Below are 20,477 nucleotides of genomic sequence, written 5' to 3'. Positions count from 1 at the left end.
GGAGTTAACAATAGTGTAGTGTCTCATGGTATTTTCTTTAACGAGACACTGCATTTATGATTGAGTGATTTATGACATTAAAAGATTTTCAAGTAACGGATCTCGACTTGAGTGATGCTGCTTTGGCTGAGTATTTAAAATCCGATGCGATCGCAGTGGATACCGAAACTATGGGATTAATACCACACCGCGACCGCTTGTGTCTAGTGCAGCTATGCAACCCAGAAGGAAAAGTTACAGCCATTCGCATCGCCAAAGGACAAACCACCGCGCCTAATTTAAAAACACTGTTTGAAGCACCTAACATCACGAAAGTCTTTCACTTCGCTCGTTTCGATGTGGCGACTTTGCTTCATAACTTGGAGATTCGTGTTCAGCCTGTTTTTTGTACTAAAATTGCTAGTAAACTTGCGCGTACCTACACCAACCGCCACGGACTCAAAGACGTAGTATTAGAGTTAGAACACATAGAATTAGATAAAAGCGCTCAAAGTTCTGATTGGGGTAACGCCGAAAACTTATCAGATATCCAACTGAATTACGCTGCCAATGATGTCCGCTACCTACTCAGCGTACAGCAAAAGCTCACAGAAATTCTGCAAAGAGAAGAACGTTGGCAAGTTGCTCAAGAATGTTTTCAAGTTCTACCCACTTTAGTTACCTTAGATTTATTGCAATTTAAGGATATATTTGAGCATTAAGTATTTGCAATTTGATACTTCTCAGCTTGGGGATGGGTTTATTTGATAAAATTTTTCTGGCTAATTTCCTAAAATTTTCTGCATTCATTACCCATAAATAAAATGGCTTTTAAAATTATCCAAGACTTTGATAGTAGTTTCACTTTAGAACCACAAGCACAAGCAACTCTATTTAATCTGTTGAGAAAAGAATCTTTTTTACAACAAGTTTGTCAACAGTCAAAATCTAGAGAAGTAGAATTTACAGAATTACTTTTTCAGCCAGTTCCCTATAGCTTCTCTACTCCTAAAGGAATGCCAGCAGAATTTGAAAAATACAATGAGTCAGATGATTATGTAATTATTAATGTACCCCCAAATTTCATGTTTACTGCCAAAATTTTTCAACCCAGTCGTTTGTGTGCAGTTTATAAAAAACTTGCTTAATGGCTCATAGACAAACAGCAATTTTTAGGTTTGATATATGAATACAGAAATAAATATTCCGGAGTTGGCAAATTTAGAGTATCTTGCTTACATTAATGATCAGGGTCAAATACCTGAAATTTATCAAGGAAAAATTGGAGTATATGCGATATTTGACCAAGGAAAAGTGCTGCAATTTGTCGGATATTCTCGTGACGTTTACTTGAGTTTAAAGCAGCATTTAGTTCGTCAGCCTCAAAAGTGTTATTGGGTGAAGGTGCAAACTATTGAACGCCCTAGCCGCACAATTTTAGGAAATATTGAAAATGCTTGGATTGCTGAAAATGGTAGTGTACCTTTAGGGAATACAAATCAGAAGGATAAATGGACACAGCCTATCGATGTTAAACCATTAATGACTCCTGAAGAATCCACGCAGTATCATCATCCTGCTAATGATGAATTAGCGCAAATGAAAATTATTAAAAATGTTGCTCGGCGAGTAGAGGCGGAGATTTTATTAGTATTGAAAGAACGGGGTTTACAGGAACAATTTCGTTTTAGTCCTAAGTTGAAGGAGGAGGGTTTGTTGGATTTAAAGTGAGTTGAGGGGAGTTTAAACGCAAAGGGCGCGGAGTTGAACGCAGAGGTACGCGGAGTTTAAGGGTGAGCAAAAGTTGTAAAATACATAACATGATTTTTGCACTCAAGGTTGCTAATTTATGCATGAGCTGCTGAACAACCGCTATCAAGTGATTCGGACTTTAGGAAGTGGTGGGTTTGGGGAAACTTTTTTGGCGGAAGATACACAAATGCCTTCCCAACGTCGCTGTGTGATTAAACAGCTTAGACCTATTCAGAATAATCCCCAGATTTACCAACTGGTGCAGGAACGGTTTCAAAGAGAAGCGGCAATTTTAGAAGATTTAGGTGGATGTACTGACCAAATACCGACGCTGTATGCTTATTTTCAGTCAGACGGTCAATTTTATCTAGTTCAAGAGTGGATTTCTGGTGACACTCTAACGGCAAAACTGCAAAAGCAGGGCTTGTTTAGTGAAGGTGCGGTGCGGGAAATTTTGGTGGATTTGTTACCAGTGTTGGAGTATGTCCACTCCCAGCGTATTGTTCATCGGGATATTAAGCCGGATAATATTATGGTGCGTCATCATGACGGTAAATCTGTGTTAATTGATTTTGGTGCGGTGCGCGAATCAATGGGAACTGTGGTTAATTCCCAAGGTAATCCTACCAGCTCGATTGTCATTGGTACGCCGGGATATATGCCCAGTGAACAAGCCGCAGGGAGACCAGTTTATTCTAGTGATTTATATAGTTTGGGATTAACTGCAATTTATTTATTGACTGGGAAACAGCCACAACAGTTAGAGTCGGATTCTCAGACAGGTGAAATTGTCTGGCGACAGAATGCTCTGCAAGTTGATTCTACATTAGCAGGGGTTTTAGACAAGGCGATCGCCTATCATCCACGGGAGCGTTACTCTAATGCTACAGCTATGTTAGATGCATTGCAGAGCCGAGTAAATCCTATCCCACCAACACAGCCAATTTTTTCCCCACCCCCAACTGTTGCGGTGAATCAGCAGCCCATAACTCAAAATAATCATCACCAGAGCATAATCATGGGTGGTTTAATTGCAGGGGGGTTAATCGGTGCATCTGTAATTATTAGTCAGGTGTTCAGACCATCTTCTCAACCTGTAGTTAACGAACAAGTTACACCTACAGTTACAGAAACTCCTGTTGTGTCTTCATCTCCAGTTATGGAGGAAAATATTACATCCCCGGTAATTCCACAAACTATATTGCCATCTCCTACAACTAATAGTTATGTCTGGCTATCTGAAAGACCTGTGACAGATACTGATTTGGTTGACAAAGATGGTTTTCAGCTAGATATTATGCGAAATTCCATTTATGCCCGTCACGGTCGCCGTTTTAATACTCCTGGCTTACAAGAATATTTTAATAATCAAAGTTGGTATAGTCCTATATATTCGCCAAAAGCATTTCCTCTGCAATTGCTGTCTCCATTAGAAAAGCGTAATGCTGAGTATATAAATCAATATCAAGACCGTCATCAAAGAAGACATTTTCCCAAATAAAATTGAGAAAACTTCACAAACTCAAATATTTAGAATTAAATTAAATTTCGGGGATATAAACTCTCTGGAAATCGTCAGAGTATCTGATATACATTTGGAAAGGGTCTTATTTTGTAATTATTCATGACAATAACGCTGCTGAATAATCGTTATCAGGTAATCAAAGTTCTCGGTGCAGGTGGATTTGGCGAAACCTTTTTGGCAGAAGATACCCATATACCTTCTCGCCGGCGCTGTGTGATCAAGCAACTTAAGCCCATCGCCAATGACCCAAAAACTTATGAAATGATTCAACAGCGCTTTGAAAGGGAAGCGGCAACTTTGGAGTATTTGGGTGATAGTTGTAACCAAATTCCCAAGTTATATGCTTACTTTTCGGAGAATGGACTGTTTTATCTGGTTCAGGAATGGATTGAAGGACCAACTTTGACTGATATTGTCCAAGCTAAAGGTTATGAAGGTGAAACTGCGGTTCGGAATATTCTGGTAAGTTTGTTATCGGTTTTAGATTATGTCCACAGTAAGGGGATTATTCACCGGGATATTAAGCCAGATAATATTATTCTGCGCTCGACTGATAACAAGCCATTTTTGATTGATTTTGGGGCAGTTAAGGAAACTCTCCGCTCAGTTGTCAATTCTCCAAATCATCATACGCGATCGCTTGTGATTGGTACACCTGGATATATGCCCACAGAACAAGCCATAGGACGACCAGTTTACGCCACTGATATCTACAGTTTAGGCTTGACGGCGATTTATTTGCTCACGGGTAAACACCCTCCAGAACTACAGACACACTTGCAAACTGGCGCAATTCTCTGGGAAGAGTCAGCCCCCAATGTGTCGCCACATCTGGTTAAGGTAATTAATCAAGCCATTCACCCCCATGTGAGCGATCGCTATAGTACCGCCAGTAAAATGCTCTATGCGTTGAAGTCGGTCAACGATATTTCACTACCGTCTCATCCAACTACTGCGGCCACAGTCAGCCTCAGTCCTGCCCATATAGCTGCGACTCAGCACACCCAGGTAATATCTTCTACCCCAACTGCTGTCACGACTAGTTGGCAAAAACCTGCGTTAATTATTGCCGGTTTAGTTTTTGGCGGCTTAATTGGTGGAATAGCAATTTCTAGTATGACTCGTCAACCACAGTCTACAGAACCTATTGCTAGATCATCTTCCGAATTAGATACTACAAATGATCCTCAATTTTCACCGCCAGAACCTGATACGCCCCCAGTTGCTGTAGAACCTCCTCAAAATACAGAAGTACCTGTACAACCACCGCCACAAGTAACTCCCAGATTTGAACCAGAACCGGAGATTCCCATTCCATCACAGGAGGAACCAGAACCGGAGATTCCCACTCCATCACAGGAACCAGAAGATGCAATTACACTTGAACCTCCGCCACCACCAGCAGAGGCTCCAGAACCACCACAGGCAGAAAATCCTGCTCCCAGTAATCCCAGGACTCCCAGTGTCCCGGCATTTCCTACAGGAACTTCTCAAGATGCGATCACAGCAGCTTTAGGTCAACCCAGTAAATCTTCCAACGGGTTATGGAATACTCGTGCTTTTCTTTATCGGTTAGAAGAGAATGTTGATCTGGGTTACTTATTCGATCGCAATACCGGAGTCTTACGACAAACTGAAGTATCTTTTGCTCAATCTGTCCCGCCAGAAGTAATGCAAAGAACATTACAGGGAATGTTGGCTGGTAATGCTAATAGTGATATTAACCAAGGACTGCAAAAAGTCCGCGATCGCCAAAGTAGAAGATACTCTTTTAATGTGGGCAGATTAAAAGGAGTCATTGAGCGCAATCAGCAGGATCGGATTTACATAGGCGTTTGGGATGCTGATTTGCATTAAAAAAAAAGCCTGCACAAGCAGGCTTTCCCTAAAATTAGCTTAAAGATAAATCTTCAGGTAACAGTCAATTACTTAATTGTCACCTTACCGCCAGCTTCCTCGATGCGCTTCTTAGCATCTTCAGCAGCATCTTTAGCAATACCTTCTTTGATGGATTTGGGTGCAGCTTCCACCATGTCTTTCGCTTCTTTCAGACCTAAACCAGTCAATTCGCGGACAATCTTCAGAACAGCAATTTTCTTATCAGCTGGAACGGAATCTAGGATTACGTCAAACTCGGTTTTCTCTTCAACAGGTTCCGCAGCACCAGCAGCAGCACCAGGAGCCATCATCATCATTCCACCAGCAGGTGCAGCCGCACTCACGCCGAAAGCTTCTTCAATTTGCTTAACTAGCTCAGATGCTTCCAACAGAGATAGAGTTTTCAATTGTTCGAGAATTTGATCAGTTGTAGCAGACATTGATATAACTCCTGTAATGTAAATTTTGTTTCTGCCTACTAAAAGCTGTAATTAACAGTAAATTCCAGCAGGCAAACTTTGGTGTAATTTGGCGAATTTTATTCAGCCGCATTGTCAGTGCTTTCACCTTGGTCTTTTTCAGCCACAGCTTGCAAAGCACGAGCCAAAGAACTGGGAACTTCGTTGATACCCACAGCCACTTTGGTAGCCAAAGCATTGATAGCGCCAGCAATTTGCGCCATGAGTTCTTCCTTGGATGGCAAGTCTCCTAGAGCCTTGACATCAGTTTCTTTCAGCAGGCGACCTTCCATAACGCCACCGCGAAGTTCTGTCTTCTTGGTAGCTTTCTGAAACTCTTGATAAGCCTTAATTGCTGAGGAAAAATCTTCTTTAACCAACAAAAAGGCCGAAGAACCTTTGAGCAGTTCCGAAAGTGGTTGCCAATTTTCGTCATCCTGAATGGCAATGCCCATCAAGGTATTTTTAGTCACCTTACAAACAGCGCCACTGGGAATCAGCTTCCGCCGTAGGTCAGTAATTTGAGCAACGGTTAAACCCTGATAATCAATTACCAGTGCCAAACTTGACTGACTCAGACTTTCTTTGAGATCAGCTACGATCTCTTTTTTATTTTCTAGCGTTCTACCCATGTTTAGTTTTACCTCCAAGGGCAAAATCATTATTTTCCATTAAGTAAAACTTTTATAAATCTACTGATTGACAGTAAATTTCGTTTTACTTCCTGCTTTAACTCAACTGATGGCTGGGTTTTTGTTCACAGGTATTAATTCCAGAGCAGTCAATCAAAAAATGCTATTACCATTTCTTGGCTTTTTTTGGGTTTATCTCTGGCTTTGTGTCTTTTTTCAAGGTTTAGCCAAACCGAAGGCTTGACTTTCAGCCAGTGAAAACAATTAACCCCAGCTACATGAGCCGGGGTTTTAGATAAAAACTCATCATACCTGAGCGATCGCACCTCTATGGGTGGAAGTTCAGAAATTTAGAGCTTTAACCTCGGCAGGATATTTGAGCCAATGGCTCCTGCTGTCTCCGGCTTTGCTTATTTAGTTTTGGCACGGTAGTACAGTAGGCACTTGATTAGAGAAACTGATTACTGCACAAATCCTTTCTCTTCTTTAGTTACTCATATCCTTTATGCTGCTTCGGTGACTTTTAAATCCCGTAGAGCGTTGATATCGACTTTTATTGAGGGACCCATAGTAGAAGCTACATAAATTGTGCGCCAATAGCGCCCTTTAGCTCCTGCGGGACGGTTGCGGTCAATGGTCTCTTGTAACGCCTTTAAGTTTACCAACAAATCTTCAGGCGCGAAAGATGCCTTACCAAACATAACATGGACAATCCCAGTTCGATCAGCCCGAAATTCTAATTTACCAGCTTTAAATTCCGCGATCGCACTAGCTAAGTCAAATGTCACCGTTCCACCCTTGGGTGAAGGCATTAAACCACGGGGACCGAGCAACTTACCCAGTTTCGCCACCTGTGGCATCACATCTGGTGTAGCAATCAGCTTGTCGAAATCCATCATACCCTGTTGAATTTCGTTAATCAGCTCATCAGAGCCAACTAGGTCCGCACCAGCATTTGTGGCTTCAGCAACCTTTTCACCTCTAGTAATCACTGCCACCCGCACAGTTTGTCCAGTTCCTTTAGGCAGCGTTACCGTTGTCCGTAACTGTTGATCTGTGTACTTGGGGTCAATTCCCAGACGGATATGGGCTTCTGCTGCTTCAGGAAACTTAGCTGTTGCCGTTTCTTTCAGCAGAGTTAAAGCTTCTAAGGGTGTGTATTCCCTATCTTCTACCTTCTCTAGCAGCGCCTGCAAGCGGCGCGATAATTTTTTTCCCATTGTTTTCTCCTGGGGTAATTACGAGGCTATATCTCTCCCCCGATAAGTTTTTTCTGTTCTTCTTTGTCTAATGACTTACCACTAGTCAGAGATAGTTACGCCCATATTCTTCGCAGTACCTGCCACAATCTTCATCGCCGCTTCTATATCATTGGCGTTCAGATCAGGCAATTTCGTTTGGGCTATTTCTTGGAGTTGAGCCTTTGTAATTGACCCAACTTTCTTTTTGTTGGGTTCATTAGAGCCTCTTTCAATTTTCGCTGCCTTGCGAATCAGTACTGATGCTGGTGGGGTTTTAAGTACAAATGTAAAACTCCGGTCTTCAAACACCGAAATCTCTACAGGTATTACCATTCCAGCTTGGTCTGCTGTCTTGGCATTGTACTCTTTGCAGAACATCATAATGTTCACACCGTGTTGACCCAATGCAGGTCCCACTGGTGGTGCTGGGTTGGCTTTTCCAGCATTCAGGGCCAGTTTAATGACCGCTACTACTTTCTTCGCCATTTTGTTAGCTCTGTTTTTCTACCTGATTAAATTCCAATTCTACTGGTGTATCGCGGCCAAAAATCGAGAGCAAGGCTTTTAATTTGCTGCGCTCTGGACTGACCTCAATCACCTCGCCTTCAAAATCTTTAAAAGGACCCGAAAGCACAACTATCTTATCACCAGTAGCCATGTCAATTTTGACAATTGGTTCCTGTTCACTAGTCTGTTTGAAGATCCGTTCTACTTCTGATGGACCTAAAGGTACTGGTTTAACGTGACCTCGGCTTCTGCTTCCGCCGCGTTTTTGTTCCGCTCCCACAAAATTAATTACATGGGAGGTGTTGCGTACCACTTGCCATGTATCATCTTCCATCACCATTCGCACTAGCACATAACCAGGAAAAACTTTTTCCTCTGTGTGCTGACGACTGCCATCTTTGCGGATTTTCACTGCTGGCGTGTGGGGAATTTCTACTTGGACAATTTTGTCAGATACATCAAACGTTTGGATACGTTGCTCCAAGTTTGTCTTAACACGTTTTTCACATCCCGAGGCTACTTGGACTGCATACCAACGCGCTTCATTAAACGCTGTTTCTGCTGTTTCCTCAGAATGCAACGCTGAGTTATATGGTTCGTCTGTTGCAGAAGTCATCAGAATACCTGTTGTGCTACCCAACCAAACAATCCATCGACCAAATATATCAAAGATGCAGATAGTGTCACCATTAATAACACACCTGCTGATTCGCTCACTAGCTGCTTGCGACTTGGCCAAACCACTTTTTCCAGTTCTTCTTTTGTACCCTGAAAGAAGTTACCTACACTGAATCCGTTGGTGTTTCCTGGCATTTCTGCTTCGTTTTTTTTGGCCACTGTCGTTTTCCCCCGTTTTTTAAATAAAGCTACACCGTGCTAATTTCCATCCAGGTTCACAGCTGTGACTCCACCATACTTACTGGAAGCAAAAAAGCTGTAATAAAAAATAATTACACCCGAAAAAACTAGCACTATCTGCTATTTTAGCAGGCGTGTTGTTGTTCCGGGCTGTGTTTTTTGCTTGCAAGCGCGCCCTGGAGGACTTGAACCCCCGACATCAGGTTTTGGAGACCTGCGTTCTACCAACTGAACTAAGAGCGCACAAGGTGCGTTAAATTCAGCTATTTTGCTGAACCTTTTTTAGTATAACGCATTTTCTCCATTATTGTACCTTATTTTTGTCGGAGGAACAAATTAGCGGCTGATGCCGCTCGTTCGGACAAATTTTTCCCATACCTTCAGCCGCAACTTACAACGCACGGTCAAAGCGTTGTTTAATCCGAGTAGCTTTACCTACACGACCGCGTAAATAATAGAGTTTAGCACGGCGGACTTTACCACGACGGATGATTTTAATATTGTCGATGCGAGGAGAATGTAACAAAAATACCCGCTCAACACCAATTCCTTGAAATACCCGGCGCACTGTAATAGTTTCGTTAATGCCACCATTGCGCTTGGCAATTACTACGCCTTCGTAGGGTTGTATGCGAAATTTCTCTCCTTCCTTAATCTTGACACCGACTTTCACTGTATCGCCCACATAGATAATGGGCAGATTTGATTTTAGTTGTTCCGCTTCAATGGAGCGGATAATCTCTTGAGCGCTCATAGTCTTTCTACTTTAAAAACTCACAATCACTTATCATAAATCTATAATCCTATTTCAGTCTACTAATTTAGATGAAAATCTTTTCACATTCTTCGGAATCATACCAACTCTGCGTAAAGATGCCCTCAATATAAAGATCAACGAACCACAGAGACGCAGAGGAAACAGAGAAGGAAGAGACAAGTTTAGGAAATTTGGCGCAGCCTCATAAAGAAATGGTGTCAGGTGATGGGAATTTCCCATTGACTGACTCGCCAACCGCCAAAGGCTGAATTTTTGGTTTTACCTGCTTTTGACCACCTATGGTGTAACACAGGGTGAAAAACTCTGCATTTAGGTGGAAAATATGGCTGGATATTTTTCTGTACACTGTAGGTCTCCCGACTGCTCAACTGGATGAGCATTAATTCCTTTGCTGTTTTATGGGAATCTCAATCACAAATTCTGTACCTTGTCCCAGGGATGAGGTACAGTAAAATTTACCACCATGATTCTTGTGGATAATATCGTAGCTAATAGACATACCCATTCCTGTGCCTTTACCAGTTGCTTTTGTGGTGAAAAAAGGATTAAAAATTAGTTGTTTAATTTTTTCTGGTATGCCCATACCATTATCAGCAATTATAATGCTAACTTGCTGATTGTTGAGCATTTTTGTAGAAATCCGAATAATACTAGGAGATTGCTCAATTTCTTCATATAAGCGTTTTTCATCTCTTTCTTCTAATACATCTATGGCATTAGTTAATATGTTGATAAATACTTGATTTAGTTGACCTCCGTAGCATTCTACCAGTGGGATATTTCCATATTCTTTAATAACTTTAATACCCGGATGTCGTGCTTGTTCTTTGAGACGACTTTTTAAGATTAGCAAGCAGCTATCAATTCCTTCATGGATATCAATGGGTTGAAATTTAGCTTCGTCTAGTCGGGAAAAATTTCGTAGTGAAAGGACAATTTGGCGGATACGTTCTGCACCCATTTCCATAGAAGATAGTAATTTTGGTAAGTCCTCTATGATAAATTCTATGTCTATGGATTGAGATATTTTCTGAATTTTTGGTAAGGGTTGGGGATAGTTTTCTTGATATAAACGAATGATTTTAATTAATTCTTTAATATAATCATTAGCCGGATTGATGTTACCGTAGATAAAACTAACTGGGTTGTTAATTTCATGTGCTACTCCGGCTATCAGTTGACCAAGAGCAGACATTTTCTCACTCTGGATCATTTGAGCTTGAGTATGTTTTAATTCCTTTAAAGCTTTCTCTAGGGTTTGGGCTTGTTGGCGGAATTGAACTTCTGATTGGCGTAAGGCTACTTCAGCTGTTTTGCGATCGCTCACATTACTCATTGTCCCAGCCATACAGCTAGTACCTGTAATCTTATTTACTAAAAATTTGCCCCGTTCCTCAACATAGATATAAGAACCATCTTTTTTCTGGAGGCGATATTCAATTTGATACTGGCTTCTTTTCTTGATTGCAGATGACCACCTTTCCAAGACTCTGGAGCGATCTTGGGGTTGAATGTGTGCTTCCCAAACTGCTAGGTCAAATTTTCCCCATTCATCAGCAGTGTATCCTGTAATTTCCTCAATGGCTCCTGCCCAATGAATTTGACGATCAGCAATATCGTAAACATAAATCAATTGTCCAGTTTGCTCAACCACTAAACGGAACTGATTTTGGCTGACAGCTAGAGCTGCTTCTACAGATTTGCGATCGCTTGACTCAATCACTAATCGGACAAATTCAGTAATGGAACTGATAAAGTTTTCTTCTTCTACAGTCCACTGACGCTGAGTAAGCAAATTTTCGCAACACACGACACCAATTACCTTTCCCCTTGACCAAATCCGGACATCAAGCATGGAGGTAATACCGAGCGGTCTTGTATAAGTTTCAGAAAATTCTGAAGTCCGACTATCTTGATAAACATCAACAACAGCAACAACTTGTTGTTCTTTTAAAGCTTTAAAATAGCTAGGATAGTCAGAAACTGACAATTCTGCACCATAACTATGAGAATTTTGGGAACGTTCATATAAATCAGCACATTGAATTTTACTATAATCTTCTGTGTATAACCAAACGCTAACTCGGTCTGTATCCAAACCCAGGCTAGCTACTTCAGTGACATATTTGATAGCAGTGGGAAACTCATCGTATTGTAGTGACTCACTTTGGACAAGTTTTTGTAGAGCTATGTTGTGTCTGCGAAAACTCTTTTCAGTTTCCGTCCTGGCTGCTTCACGTTCTTTGAATTGATTAAGTTCTTGTTCTAACTGATTAACTTTTTGATTTAAAAGTGCTGTGTTTGCTTGTATTTCTTGCTCTACTTGATCACTAATTTTTTGGAAAAAAATTTCTAGTTCTTCTTTTTTATTCACATCAATATTATCTATAATTCCTCCCAGGATATTCCGCAGGTCAGATTGAAAATTTTGTTGTAAGTTTTTGTGAAATTTAGAAGTAGAAACCTGCTCAAAAAATTCCATCTTCTTTGACCCTGCAAGATATTAACAGTTCTTAAATTTACAGCACTTTGCGCGTCTATCTGGTACAGGTTATATCTCATTTTTCATTTGATGTAATAATGGTATTTCCTAAATTCTTGTACCTAATCGTTACGCAAAGTGCTGTATATACATACAGCACCAGAAGTGTTGAATGTTAAGATTTGGAGGATCTCGCCCAAGTTGTGTATTGGCGTTGGTGATACCAAATTCGAGTATTTAATGACTCTATTCTCAATAAACAAGGTATTTTACCTCGGTAAAACACAAAATTCGTAAAGTTTTGTTGCAAGATTCAACACTTCTGATACAGCACATATCATCCTTTAAGTAGAGAATAGGCAATATACCCACACACAGTTTATTATATTCAGATTTTTACTTCAGTTAGTTGGAAAATGCCATATTTTGGTAAATAGCATGAAATATTGTAGACAAGATAAATTATATACTGATGAAAATGAGCGTAGCACAATTTTTGCAGTGTGTGAGTGTCGAATTTTACATAACTACACGAATAAAAACTGACTAAACCAAGCAGGGGACAGGTGACAAAAGCAAAAACTCGAAAGACCCCTCCCCGCCAGCGACTATTCATTACCCACAAAATTCTTAACACTCTTGAAACCTTTATTTTGCAAAGGTCATAGGGATTCACATTTTTACGAACTTGACAAATTAGCCTTTGATGTTCTCGCTAAAAACCCACTTTTATTGAGAATGAACAACGTAGGTTTAAGGCTTTGCGATTTGGTGAGCGATCGCTCTCGCAAATGTTAAGAAAGATCCGGGTAATGGATAGCCGGAAGAGAGGAGGGGAACCGGATTTACAGTGAATTTTCGCCCCCTACTGCCAGGTTTAAGATAGTTTTTTAGTCGAATTTTTTCTTCAAACTACCCAAATTGATTAAAATTGGCTTCGCCCAACGCCAACGGAATAAATCATGGAGCATGGTATAAAAACAGGGGATGATAAATAGTGTCAGCAAGGTTGCTAAAGACAAACCCGAAAATACTACTACACCCAGTGGTTGGAGAAATTCTGAACCCTCACCAATTCCCAAGGCTAAGGGAAACATACCTAAAACAGTGGTAATGGTGGTCATTAATATGGGACGTAGACGTTGTGGTGCTGCTTGCAAAATGGCAGTTTTGCGGTCAACTTGATCTCGTTCACGAATTTGATTTGCTAGTTCTACCATGATGATGGCATTATTAACCACAATACCCACTAACAAAACCGCCCCGACGATCACAGTTGCACCAACTGCGGTGTTAGTAATGTAAAGCCCAAAAATCCCCCCTGCTAAAGCTAGAGGAATGGTCAACATAATTACTAATGGGTCAATGAGTGAATTGTACTGTACTGCCATGACCACGAAAACGAGAAAGCTGGCTAATCCGCCTAAGAGTTTCAGGGAGTTTTGCAATTCCTGATTAGATTCAGCCGCCGAACTGGGTAAAATACTCACACCTTCAGGTAAATTTAAACTATCTAGGATTGTATCTACCTGGGTAAAGGCATCACTCAGGTTAGCACCTTCAGTTAAATTCCCTGCAAGTATGACTACTTGACGCTGATTAATTCTCTGAATTTCTCCTGGTGCTTGTCCTTCAGTGATTGTGGCTACGTCGCTGAGGCGGACTTGGCGACCATTGTTGACGAACAAAGGTAATCTTTCTAATTGAGAAACTTCTTGCAGTGATGCTTCATTTAACTGCACTCTGACATCAACTAAACGGTTACTGCGTTGGAGTCGGGTGGGTACGCTACCTTGTATGGCCGTTTGGATGGTGTCGCCAATATTACTCGTACTTAAGCCAAAACTTGCGACTCTCTCCCAGTCAGGAATAATTTGTAGTTCTGGTTGACGATCATCAGCATCTGGGCGGAATCTGACTAATGTGGCGCTTTTTTCTAAGGCGGTTAAGACTTCTCTTCCGGCTTGTTCTAAGTTATCTGTATCTTCACCTTGAAGGATGATATCAACATCAGCCCCACGCACTGGGGAGTTACTGAGAATTAAACCCCGCACTTGTCCTGGGGAAAGACGGAGGCGGATTCCGACTAAATTCAGTTTATTTAATTCTTGGGTGACTCGTTCTACATAAGCTTCGGTGTTAGTCCCTGGTTTGAGGGTAATGGTGCTGGTTCCTCGGAGGGGATTAGCATTGACGTTTGTCCCAAAGAGTGCGCCCCCTGCTGTGGTGAAGAGATATTCAGTTTCTGGTTGTTGGAGGAGGATGTCATCCACCATGGCCATAACTCTGCGGTTAGTTTCTAGGGCTGTACCAGGGGGAAACTGAGCATTTAATGTGGCTTGTCCTGTACTAATTCGGGGGAGAATTTCTTGGGAAAGTTGAGGTGCTATCCACAAACTACCACCACCAAAGATGATAATTGCGATCGCAACTGTTAAAAATCGCCAACGCAATATATCACCCAAAAAACGGCTATATCTATTTGTCGCGCGATCAAAACGGCGGTTAAATTCTTGTAGCACCCACAACTTACTAAAGCCACTAGAAAATTTCCAGCCCAAAGTCCGGGAGGTAAGCATGGGTATAATTGTCACCGCAATTAAAATTGAAGCGGCTACAGAAAAGGTGATGGTGAGAATTAGCTCATTAAATAGTAGTGATATAAAACCGCCGATGAACAGAAACGGCATCACCGCCACTAAGTTTGTACTAGTAGACGCAATTAAGGCTGATTCTACTTCCCGACTACTGTTTTCAGCTTGTTGAATCAGTTCCTTAGCATTAAGTCGGGTTTTGCTATCTTTACCGGGAGTCATACCTGCACCCTCGGCGATATTCTCCAACATGACGATGGAGTTATCTACCACAATACCCACACCTAAAGCTAAACCACCCAAACTAAAAACGTTGAGGGATAAGCCAAACATACCCATTAAGATGATGGCAGCTAAACTGGCTAAGGGAATAGCAATGACAATAATAAATGTTTGTCGCAATGAACCCAGGAATAGTAAAACGGCAAACGCCGCTAGTCCTGTACCAATTAACCCAGAAGTGGCAACATTAGAAATTGAATTGCGGATAAACTTTGATTCATCCAAGGTAGCTGTGATTACCGTCCCTTCCGGAACTACACCGGATGCTTGCAGTTCTGTTAAACGTCTTTTAACACCATCAACAACGTTGATTGTATTAGCATCTGGCTGTTTTTGAACGCTGATTTTAACAGATGGTTCGCCGTTGAGTAAAACGTATATGCGCTGTTGTTCTGAACCATCAATGACTTCAGCAAAATCTCGCAAATAAACCCGGCGATTCACAATTGGGGTTTGGGTATTGGGGTCTAGGGAAGACGATACCTCAAAAGACAAATTTTTAATTTCATCAGCGCTTTGAAAACGCCCTACAGTCCGAGTCAATGGCTCAGAATTTTGTCCTAAAAGCCGCCCTCCAGAAATATCTTGGTTGCGGTTTCTCAGTTCATCCAAGACATCAGTTAAACCCACTCCCAAAGCTTGCAAACGATCCAAGTCTAGATTAACTCTAACTTCTTCTTGAACTCCACCCGATACGTTGACACTAGCGACTCCGGGGACTACGCCTAGTTCGCGCACTAGTTCTTCTTCAGAAAAAACCCGCAAATCTCGGCTGTCTAAGGAGGGTGAAGTTAAGGCAAATTCGTAAACGGGTAACTGGGAAGGATCGACTTTGAATAAGCGTGGTGTTTCAATGGTATCGGGTAAGCTGCCTCTAGCTCTATTAAAGGAGGCTGTAGCATCGTTTAAGGCTTGGTCAATATCCCCCCCTGGTTGAAAATACAGATCCAGACTTACCTGTCCTTCACGAGTTTGAGAAAAAATCTGTAATACACCTTCAGTGGCGGAAAAAGCTGATTCTAAAGGTCTTGTGACTTCATCAATGGCTACCTCTGGAGAAATTCCAGGTGCGTCTATTCGCACACCAATTCGGGGATAGGTAATTGATGGGAGTAAATCTACTGGTAATTTGATAATAAAAAAGACACCCATTACTAATACTGCTAGAGCCAGCATGAGTGTACCGATATGTCGGCGGATGGATATAGTGCTGATACTAAATCCGCCGCTTTTTTGTATGTCCTGCATCGATTCCTTATCTCCAATTAAAGCTGGTCTATGGAAAAGCTCAAAAGGTCATGTTTAAGTTTTACTCTGCTGTTTCTGAAAGGGCTGAAAGGAGTACAGCGTCACCATCTTTTAAAGGTCTACCACTACGAGCAACATAGCGTTCTCCTGGTTGCAAGCCAGATAAAATTTCTACATTACCATCAGCTTTATTCCCTAAAGTAACAGCCCGTGCTGCGACTTTGTTTTCACCTGCGGTGTCTGTAACTACAAAGATGTTGCCATTGGTGTCTTGTGAATCGCTCTGAGCGGTTGTAGAGTCAGAAGAATTATTATTGTTTTGAATAGCTGCTTGGGATACTACGACTCGTTCTGATGTCTGGGCTTCAAATTTGACTCTGGCTAGGAGTCCACTGCCAATTTTATTATCTTTGTTGGGAATTACTACTTCTACTGGTACTAATCTGGCGATAGCATCGGCTACGGGAGAGATGCGTGTAACTCTACCCATTAATGATTCATTGGGAAAAGCATCTAAGTTGACTTCCACAGATTGTCCGACTTGAATTTGGGACAGTTCTAATTCGGAAACTTGCACTGCGACTTTGACACGACTAAAGTCGGCAATTTGCAAGACTTCGTTCCCCGGTTGGAGGAGATTACCTGGTTCTGTGACTCTTTGAGTAATTACACCGGTGATGGGGGAGATTAATCGGGCGTAGGATCTGCGTTCTTGAAATTGAGCAACTAGGGCTTGTTGGGCTACTACTCTACCTTTGGCGGTGGCGACGGCTTGCTGTTCTGCGCGTACCCGATCTTCGGAGGCGCGGAGTGATTGGGCTGCTGTTTGGGATGTGGTGCGGGCTTGTTCGGCGTTTTGTTGGGAGATTGCACCGGCTCGGAAGAGTTCTTGTTGGCGTTGGGAGTCGGCTTGAGCTTGGACTAGTTCTAATCGGGCTTTTTCAACTTCTGCACGGGCGTTACTTACTTGAGTTTCGGCTCTAGCGACTTCTGATTTGAGGGATGCTAGTTCGGCTTCTGCTTGTTTTAATGATGTTAGTAGCAGGGCATCGTCTAATAGTCCCACATTCTGCCCTTGTGTGACGCGATCGCCTACGTCTACGTTTAAGGCTAATAGTCTGCCTTCTGCTTGCGATCGCAATGATACGGTACTAAATGCTGTGGTGTTACCTGTGTAACTTGGTTGTACTTTTAAAAACCCTGTGCGGGCGATCGCCACATCTACAGGAGTAGCATTTCTCGCACCTGATTCCTGTCCACCTTGCTGAGATTGTGCATGAGCCGATTCCTTGGGTATCGTTCCACAACTAGCCGTCAATAATCCCAGACTTAGTAATAACAAGCCGGAGAGCAAAGAATAGGAAAAGGGGCGGATATTTGAATGTAATTGCCCATTATTTAACTTATTTAATGAGCCGTTATCCGGCGGCAACTTTAAATGTTTATTAGGCATTTTTTCCGACAAACTCATCTATTTTGCTCCTAAAAAGTGGTTTTTCCAGCAAGATCCTATGTATTTACTAGTAAGTTATTAATTGACCTAACTTCTCAGACGGGTAAATATGTATAGCTTGTTTCCAGGTAGAGTACATCAGGAAATCAGAAACCCCAGATTTACCCAGATGCACACAGGTAGATTTGTACTTTACTCAACTGAGAATTGCTATAAAATATTTACGATTATGCTGTCCACGCAAAAATAAATATTTTTTAGCACCGGAGAAAATTTGATTTGAGTATAAATATTTATCCTCGATCTAGTTATTTTCCCGGTTTTATTCATCTCAAAGGGATATTTTGAGGAATTTTTGCGATTTTTGACTTTAGTTTGAGCATAGTTAAATTGTGTATACCTAATTTTACATAAATATACATAAAGTGGCAAACTTACTCAATCTCTCTGGAACTATAGCAATTCCCATTCAAGTGAGGTACAAGCAGTAATAATTAAAATTAAACGCAGATGGACGCAGATAAACGCAGATAATTTTTGTAGTTTATTGGACTAGCAAATGCTGTAGTTGTAATCAACTATTTTCTGTCTAAAGAGGTAGATAAATTTAACTGTAGTTTCTAATTAAAAATATTTTTTTCACTAAAACTTTAGAAGATTGGGAGTAGGGTGTGGGAGATGTAGAAGGTGTGCGAGGTGTGGGAAGTGTGGGGAGTGTGGGGAGAAAGATTTTTAGTTTCCAATACCCAGTCCCCAGTCCCCAGTTCCCAGTCCCCAATACCCAATACCCAGTCCCCAGTCCCCAGTCCCCAACTATACTTAGTGCTTCCGCTTGAATTTTAGGATACCCATTGAACCAAGTATCATTAAGCCAAAGATAGATCCTGGCTCAGGAACTGATTGGGACTGAATAGCAAAAAGTGTTGTTGTACCACTGACTTCATTAGTTACAACTAATAATGACTCACCATTAGGGCTGTCTGTAGCAGGAATGAAAAGTAAACCTTCTGCGCCCAAATCACCAACAGCAGGGTTACTGACTCCATTCAAGGCTGCGAAATCACGGTTATTGACGTAGTTGACAAATACAGGATTCACAGGATCAGTCACGTCGTAGGTCATGATACCACCTACACGCTCTAAGCCGATGAATGCATAAAAACGACCGTTAATTTCGGCAATTTTTACGTCTTCTGGTTCTGGACCTTTGTCATCGCTGCGGGTATCAAAGCTGTTTTCCACATGGTTAGAGTTGAAGAAATCAGGAAAGCGCTGGGCGATAATTTGCTCAAAGTCGTCACCACTGTCGAAAACTTGGTTGAGTGTTCTAGCAGTTTCATCCCATTCCCAAATAGAGAAGGAACGACCGCCAAAAGCATATATTTCCTCAAATAAACCATCGCCATTTGAATCACCCAGGGTATTAGTGACTGTGAGACGACCTAAATTCTCAGGTAAACTTAACTCATCAGCGTTAGGGAATACGCTGGGGTCGAGCTGATAACTGTTATTACCTAATCGCACCTCTTCGCTAAAACCGTCATAATCACGAGTATCGCCTTCGTTGGCTGTAACAATGTAGGTTGTGCCATTGACTGTGTAGGAAGTAATACCATCAGGTTGATAGATACCAAACACAGGCCAATTAGCGATATTAATGGCATCGTCGCGATCGCTGGCATCAAAACCATTCCCAGGCAGGCTATAATCCTTAAATCCTAATGGAATAATATCTGTAAACTCATTGTTAATCAGATCCAGCACTCCCATAGCGTTATTTTCCTGCAACGCTACCCAAGCAGTGCGAGAATTAGGAGAAACTGTGATGTATTCCGGCTCTAAATCTTGAGCTACTGTAGCATTAGGCCCAAAAATGCGAACACCAGCATTCCGTAGATCATCAATTTGGCTATTAAACTGAGTAAAGCCAGCAGTAATTACATTAGAATTGGAGAGATTGAGGAAATCTAAATCTATAATACTGACCGAGCCTTCAGGATCAATGGTGTAGTCATTGTTTGGCTCCCCTTCATTAGCTACTAACAAACGTTGACCATTGGGAGTAAAAGTCAGCATATCAGGCAGCGCGCCCACGGTGACATTACCCAGAAAATTACCATCAGCGTTAAAAAATAAAGCCTGGCCTAAATCTTGGGTGACAGGTGCTTCCACTGCTGCTGCAAGGATGCCATTATTAAAGGCCACGCTGTTAGCATTACCACCGGGAAAGTAGGTATTGATGTCAATATTAAACAGTAATGATGGATTTGTGGGGTCAGTAATGCCGATGACATCAATGGTTCTAGCTGCTGCATTCACCACAAACAGCCTTTGACTTACTGGGTCATAGGTGGGAATTTCCGCAGCGCTAGCATCGAAAATTCCCGTTCCGTAAGTACCGATGGGGGTAAGGGAAATGGCTGCTGCTGGAGTCGCCATGACTCCTAACAGAAAAGCGGATGGAACTATGGCGGCGAGAGACTTTTGGATGATCATGATTTCAACTAAATAATTGAATGCTTGGCTTTGAAAATCTCCGTCAAGCAAGGTGTATCCCTAAGTGCAATTTGAACTCACGAAAAAACACCCACTGAGCGACTGTGTTGCCATGTGGGGAGCTAGTAAATTTTTGTCAAAAAACTTACATTTTCCGGGAATTAATACACGGGATATCAGGTATAGTTGAAGACTAACCTTCAAAGGTTAAGTGAAGCACAAGTTATGGTTAAGTAAAGGTAAAAAGCCTATTTTTAGCTATTAGACTCATCCGCGAATCATAAATGCCTACCAGGAGAGAGTGACAAGGAATT

At 41.7% G+C, this 20,477-nt stretch carries 17 protein-coding genes, 1 tRNA gene and 1 other annotated feature; of the genes, 5 read left to right on the top strand and 13 right to left on the bottom strand.

The window, feature by feature from the left end; all coding sequences use genetic code 11:
- Positions 1-71 precede the first annotated feature (71 nt).
- The 5 genes from ACM0OP_RS09420 (at position 72) to ACM0OP_RS09400 (ending at position 5,113) form a co-directional block, all read left to right on the top strand.
- Positions 72-701 (top strand): ribonuclease D, encoded by a 630-nt coding sequence (locus ACM0OP_RS09420; protein WP_414528144.1) that lies wholly within the window; start codon positions 72-74, stop codon positions 699-701.
- A gap of 102 nt (positions 702-803) precedes the next feature.
- Complete coding sequence (locus ACM0OP_RS09415; RefSeq protein WP_414528143.1) at positions 804-1,127, top strand: hypothetical protein; 324 nt, start codon at positions 804-806, stop codon at positions 1,125-1,127.
- A 37-nt stretch (positions 1,128-1,164) separates the two neighbouring features.
- Positions 1,165-1,710, top strand: a complete 546-nt coding sequence (locus ACM0OP_RS09410; protein WP_414528142.1) for a GIY-YIG nuclease family protein — start codon at positions 1,165-1,167, stop codon at positions 1,708-1,710.
- 118 nt (positions 1,711-1,828) lie between these two features.
- On the top strand, positions 1,829-3,232 hold the full coding sequence (locus ACM0OP_RS09405) for a protein kinase domain-containing protein (RefSeq protein ID WP_414528141.1): 1,404 nt from the start codon (positions 1,829-1,831) through the stop codon (positions 3,230-3,232).
- A gap of 123 nt (positions 3,233-3,355) precedes the next feature.
- On the top strand, positions 3,356-5,113 hold the full coding sequence (locus tag ACM0OP_RS09400) for a protein kinase domain-containing protein (RefSeq protein WP_414528140.1): 1,758 nt from the start codon (positions 3,356-3,358) through the stop codon (positions 5,111-5,113).
- Positions 5,114-5,181: 68 nt separating this feature from the next.
- Here the strand turns inward: ACM0OP_RS09400 and rplL are convergent, their stop codons facing one another.
- From rplL to ACM0OP_RS09335, 13 genes are all read right to left on the bottom strand, one after another.
- Positions 5,182-5,574 (bottom strand): 50S ribosomal protein L7/L12, encoded by a 393-nt coding sequence (gene rplL / locus ACM0OP_RS09395; protein ID WP_414528139.1) that lies wholly within the window; start codon positions 5,572-5,574, stop codon positions 5,182-5,184.
- A gap of 98 nt (positions 5,575-5,672) precedes the next feature.
- Positions 5,673-6,224 carry a 50S ribosomal protein L10 gene (gene rplJ, locus ACM0OP_RS09390; RefSeq protein WP_414528138.1) on the bottom strand — a complete coding sequence of 184 codons (552 nt, stop codon included), beginning with the start codon at positions 6,222-6,224 and terminating at the stop codon, positions 5,673-5,675.
- A 253-nt stretch (positions 6,225-6,477) separates the two neighbouring features.
- Positions 6,478-6,646: a sequence feature (ribosomal protein L10 leader region), on the bottom strand.
- Between the two features lie 81 nt (positions 6,647-6,727).
- On the bottom strand, positions 6,728-7,444 hold the full coding sequence (gene rplA / locus ACM0OP_RS09385) for a 50S ribosomal protein L1 (protein WP_414528137.1): 717 nt from the start codon (positions 7,442-7,444) through the stop codon (positions 6,728-6,730).
- Between the two features lie 81 nt (positions 7,445-7,525).
- The gene (rplK, locus tag ACM0OP_RS09380) at positions 7,526-7,951 is read right to left on the bottom strand and encodes a 50S ribosomal protein L11 (RefSeq protein WP_414528136.1); all 426 of its coding nucleotides are present in this window, start codon (positions 7,949-7,951) and stop codon (positions 7,526-7,528) included.
- 4 nt (positions 7,952-7,955) lie between these two features.
- Positions 7,956-8,588 carry a transcription termination/antitermination protein NusG gene (gene nusG / locus ACM0OP_RS09375; protein WP_414528135.1) on the bottom strand — a complete coding sequence of 211 codons (633 nt, stop codon included), beginning with the start codon at positions 8,586-8,588 and terminating at the stop codon, positions 7,956-7,958.
- Positions 8,588-8,809, bottom strand: a complete 222-nt coding sequence (gene secE, locus ACM0OP_RS09370; protein ID WP_414528134.1) for a preprotein translocase subunit SecE — start codon at positions 8,807-8,809, stop codon at positions 8,588-8,590. The genes nusG and secE overlap by 1 nt, the downstream gene beginning before the upstream one ends.
- 191 nt (positions 8,810-9,000) lie before the next feature.
- Positions 9,001-9,073, bottom strand: a tRNA-Trp gene (locus ACM0OP_RS09365).
- Between the two features lie 148 nt (positions 9,074-9,221).
- Positions 9,222-9,584, bottom strand: a complete 363-nt coding sequence (gene rplS, locus ACM0OP_RS09360) for a 50S ribosomal protein L19 (RefSeq protein ID WP_414528133.1) — start codon at positions 9,582-9,584, stop codon at positions 9,222-9,224.
- A gap of 221 nt (positions 9,585-9,805) precedes the next feature.
- The gene (locus ACM0OP_RS09355; RefSeq protein WP_414528132.1) at positions 9,806-9,988 is read right to left on the bottom strand and encodes a hypothetical protein; all 183 of its coding nucleotides are present in this window, start codon (positions 9,986-9,988) and stop codon (positions 9,806-9,808) included.
- Complete coding sequence (locus ACM0OP_RS09350) at positions 9,988-12,090, bottom strand: ATP-binding protein (RefSeq protein ID WP_414528131.1); 2,103 nt, start codon at positions 12,088-12,090, stop codon at positions 9,988-9,990. The genes ACM0OP_RS09355 and ACM0OP_RS09350 overlap by 1 nt, the downstream gene beginning before the upstream one ends.
- A gap of 890 nt (positions 12,091-12,980) precedes the next feature.
- On the bottom strand, positions 12,981-16,214 hold the full coding sequence (locus ACM0OP_RS09345) for an efflux RND transporter permease subunit (protein ID WP_414528130.1): 3,234 nt from the start codon (positions 16,212-16,214) through the stop codon (positions 12,981-12,983).
- A 61-nt stretch (positions 16,215-16,275) separates the two neighbouring features.
- Positions 16,276-17,667, bottom strand: coding sequence for an efflux RND transporter periplasmic adaptor subunit (locus ACM0OP_RS09340; RefSeq protein WP_414528129.1), 1,392 nt, complete (start codon positions 17,665-17,667; stop codon positions 16,276-16,278).
- 819 nt (positions 17,668-18,486) lie between these two features.
- Positions 18,487-20,163 (bottom strand): choice-of-anchor I family protein, encoded by a 1,677-nt coding sequence (locus ACM0OP_RS09335; protein WP_414528177.1) that lies wholly within the window; start codon positions 20,161-20,163, stop codon positions 18,487-18,489.
- Positions 20,164-20,477 lie beyond the last annotated feature (314 nt).

The organism is Nodularia chucula CCY0103 (assembly GCF_963923915.1).
Lineage (GTDB): Bacteria > Cyanobacteriota > Cyanobacteriia > Cyanobacteriales > Nostocaceae > Nodularia > Nodularia chucula.
This window is presented reverse-complemented; position numbering and strand designations above follow the sequence as displayed.

Coding starts and splice junctions, on each gene's coding strand:
- ACM0OP_RS09420 (WP_414528144.1), top strand. CDS start 72: ATGACATTAAAAGATTTTCAAGTAACGGATCTCGACTTGAGTGATGCT.
- ACM0OP_RS09415 (WP_414528143.1), top strand. CDS start 804: ATGGCTTTTAAAATTATCCAAGACTTTGATAGTAGTTTCACTTTAGAA.
- ACM0OP_RS09410 (WP_414528142.1), top strand. CDS start 1,165: ATGAATACAGAAATAAATATTCCGGAGTTGGCAAATTTAGAGTATCTT.
- ACM0OP_RS09405 (WP_414528141.1), top strand. CDS start 1,829: ATGCATGAGCTGCTGAACAACCGCTATCAAGTGATTCGGACTTTAGGA.
- ACM0OP_RS09400 (WP_414528140.1), top strand. CDS start 3,356: ATGACAATAACGCTGCTGAATAATCGTTATCAGGTAATCAAAGTTCTC.
- rplL (WP_414528139.1), bottom strand. CDS start 5,574: ATGTCTGCTACAACTGATCAAATTCTCGAACAATTGAAAACTCTATCT.
- rplJ (WP_414528138.1), bottom strand. CDS start 6,224: ATGGGTAGAACGCTAGAAAATAAAAAAGAGATCGTAGCTGATCTCAAA.
- rplA (WP_414528137.1), bottom strand. CDS start 7,444: ATGGGAAAAAAATTATCGCGCCGCTTGCAGGCGCTGCTAGAGAAGGTA.
- rplK (WP_414528136.1), bottom strand. CDS start 7,951: ATGGCGAAGAAAGTAGTAGCGGTCATTAAACTGGCCCTGAATGCTGGA.
- nusG (WP_414528135.1), bottom strand. CDS start 8,588: ATGACTTCTGCAACAGACGAACCATATAACTCAGCGTTGCATTCTGAG.
- rplS (WP_414528133.1), bottom strand. CDS start 9,584: ATGAGCGCTCAAGAGATTATCCGCTCCATTGAAGCGGAACAACTAAAA.
- ACM0OP_RS09355 (WP_414528132.1), bottom strand. CDS start 9,988: ATGCTCATCCAGTTGAGCAGTCGGGAGACCTACAGTGTACAGAAAAAT.
- ACM0OP_RS09350 (WP_414528131.1), bottom strand. CDS start 12,090: ATGGAATTTTTTGAGCAGGTTTCTACTTCTAAATTTCACAAAAACTTA.
- ACM0OP_RS09345 (WP_414528130.1), bottom strand. CDS start 16,214: ATGCAGGACATACAAAAAAGCGGCGGATTTAGTATCAGCACTATATCC.
- ACM0OP_RS09340 (WP_414528129.1), bottom strand. CDS start 17,667: ATGCCTAATAAACATTTAAAGTTGCCGCCGGATAACGGCTCATTAAAT.
- ACM0OP_RS09335 (WP_414528177.1), bottom strand. CDS start 20,163: ATGATCATCCAAAAGTCTCTCGCCGCCATAGTTCCATCCGCTTTTCTG.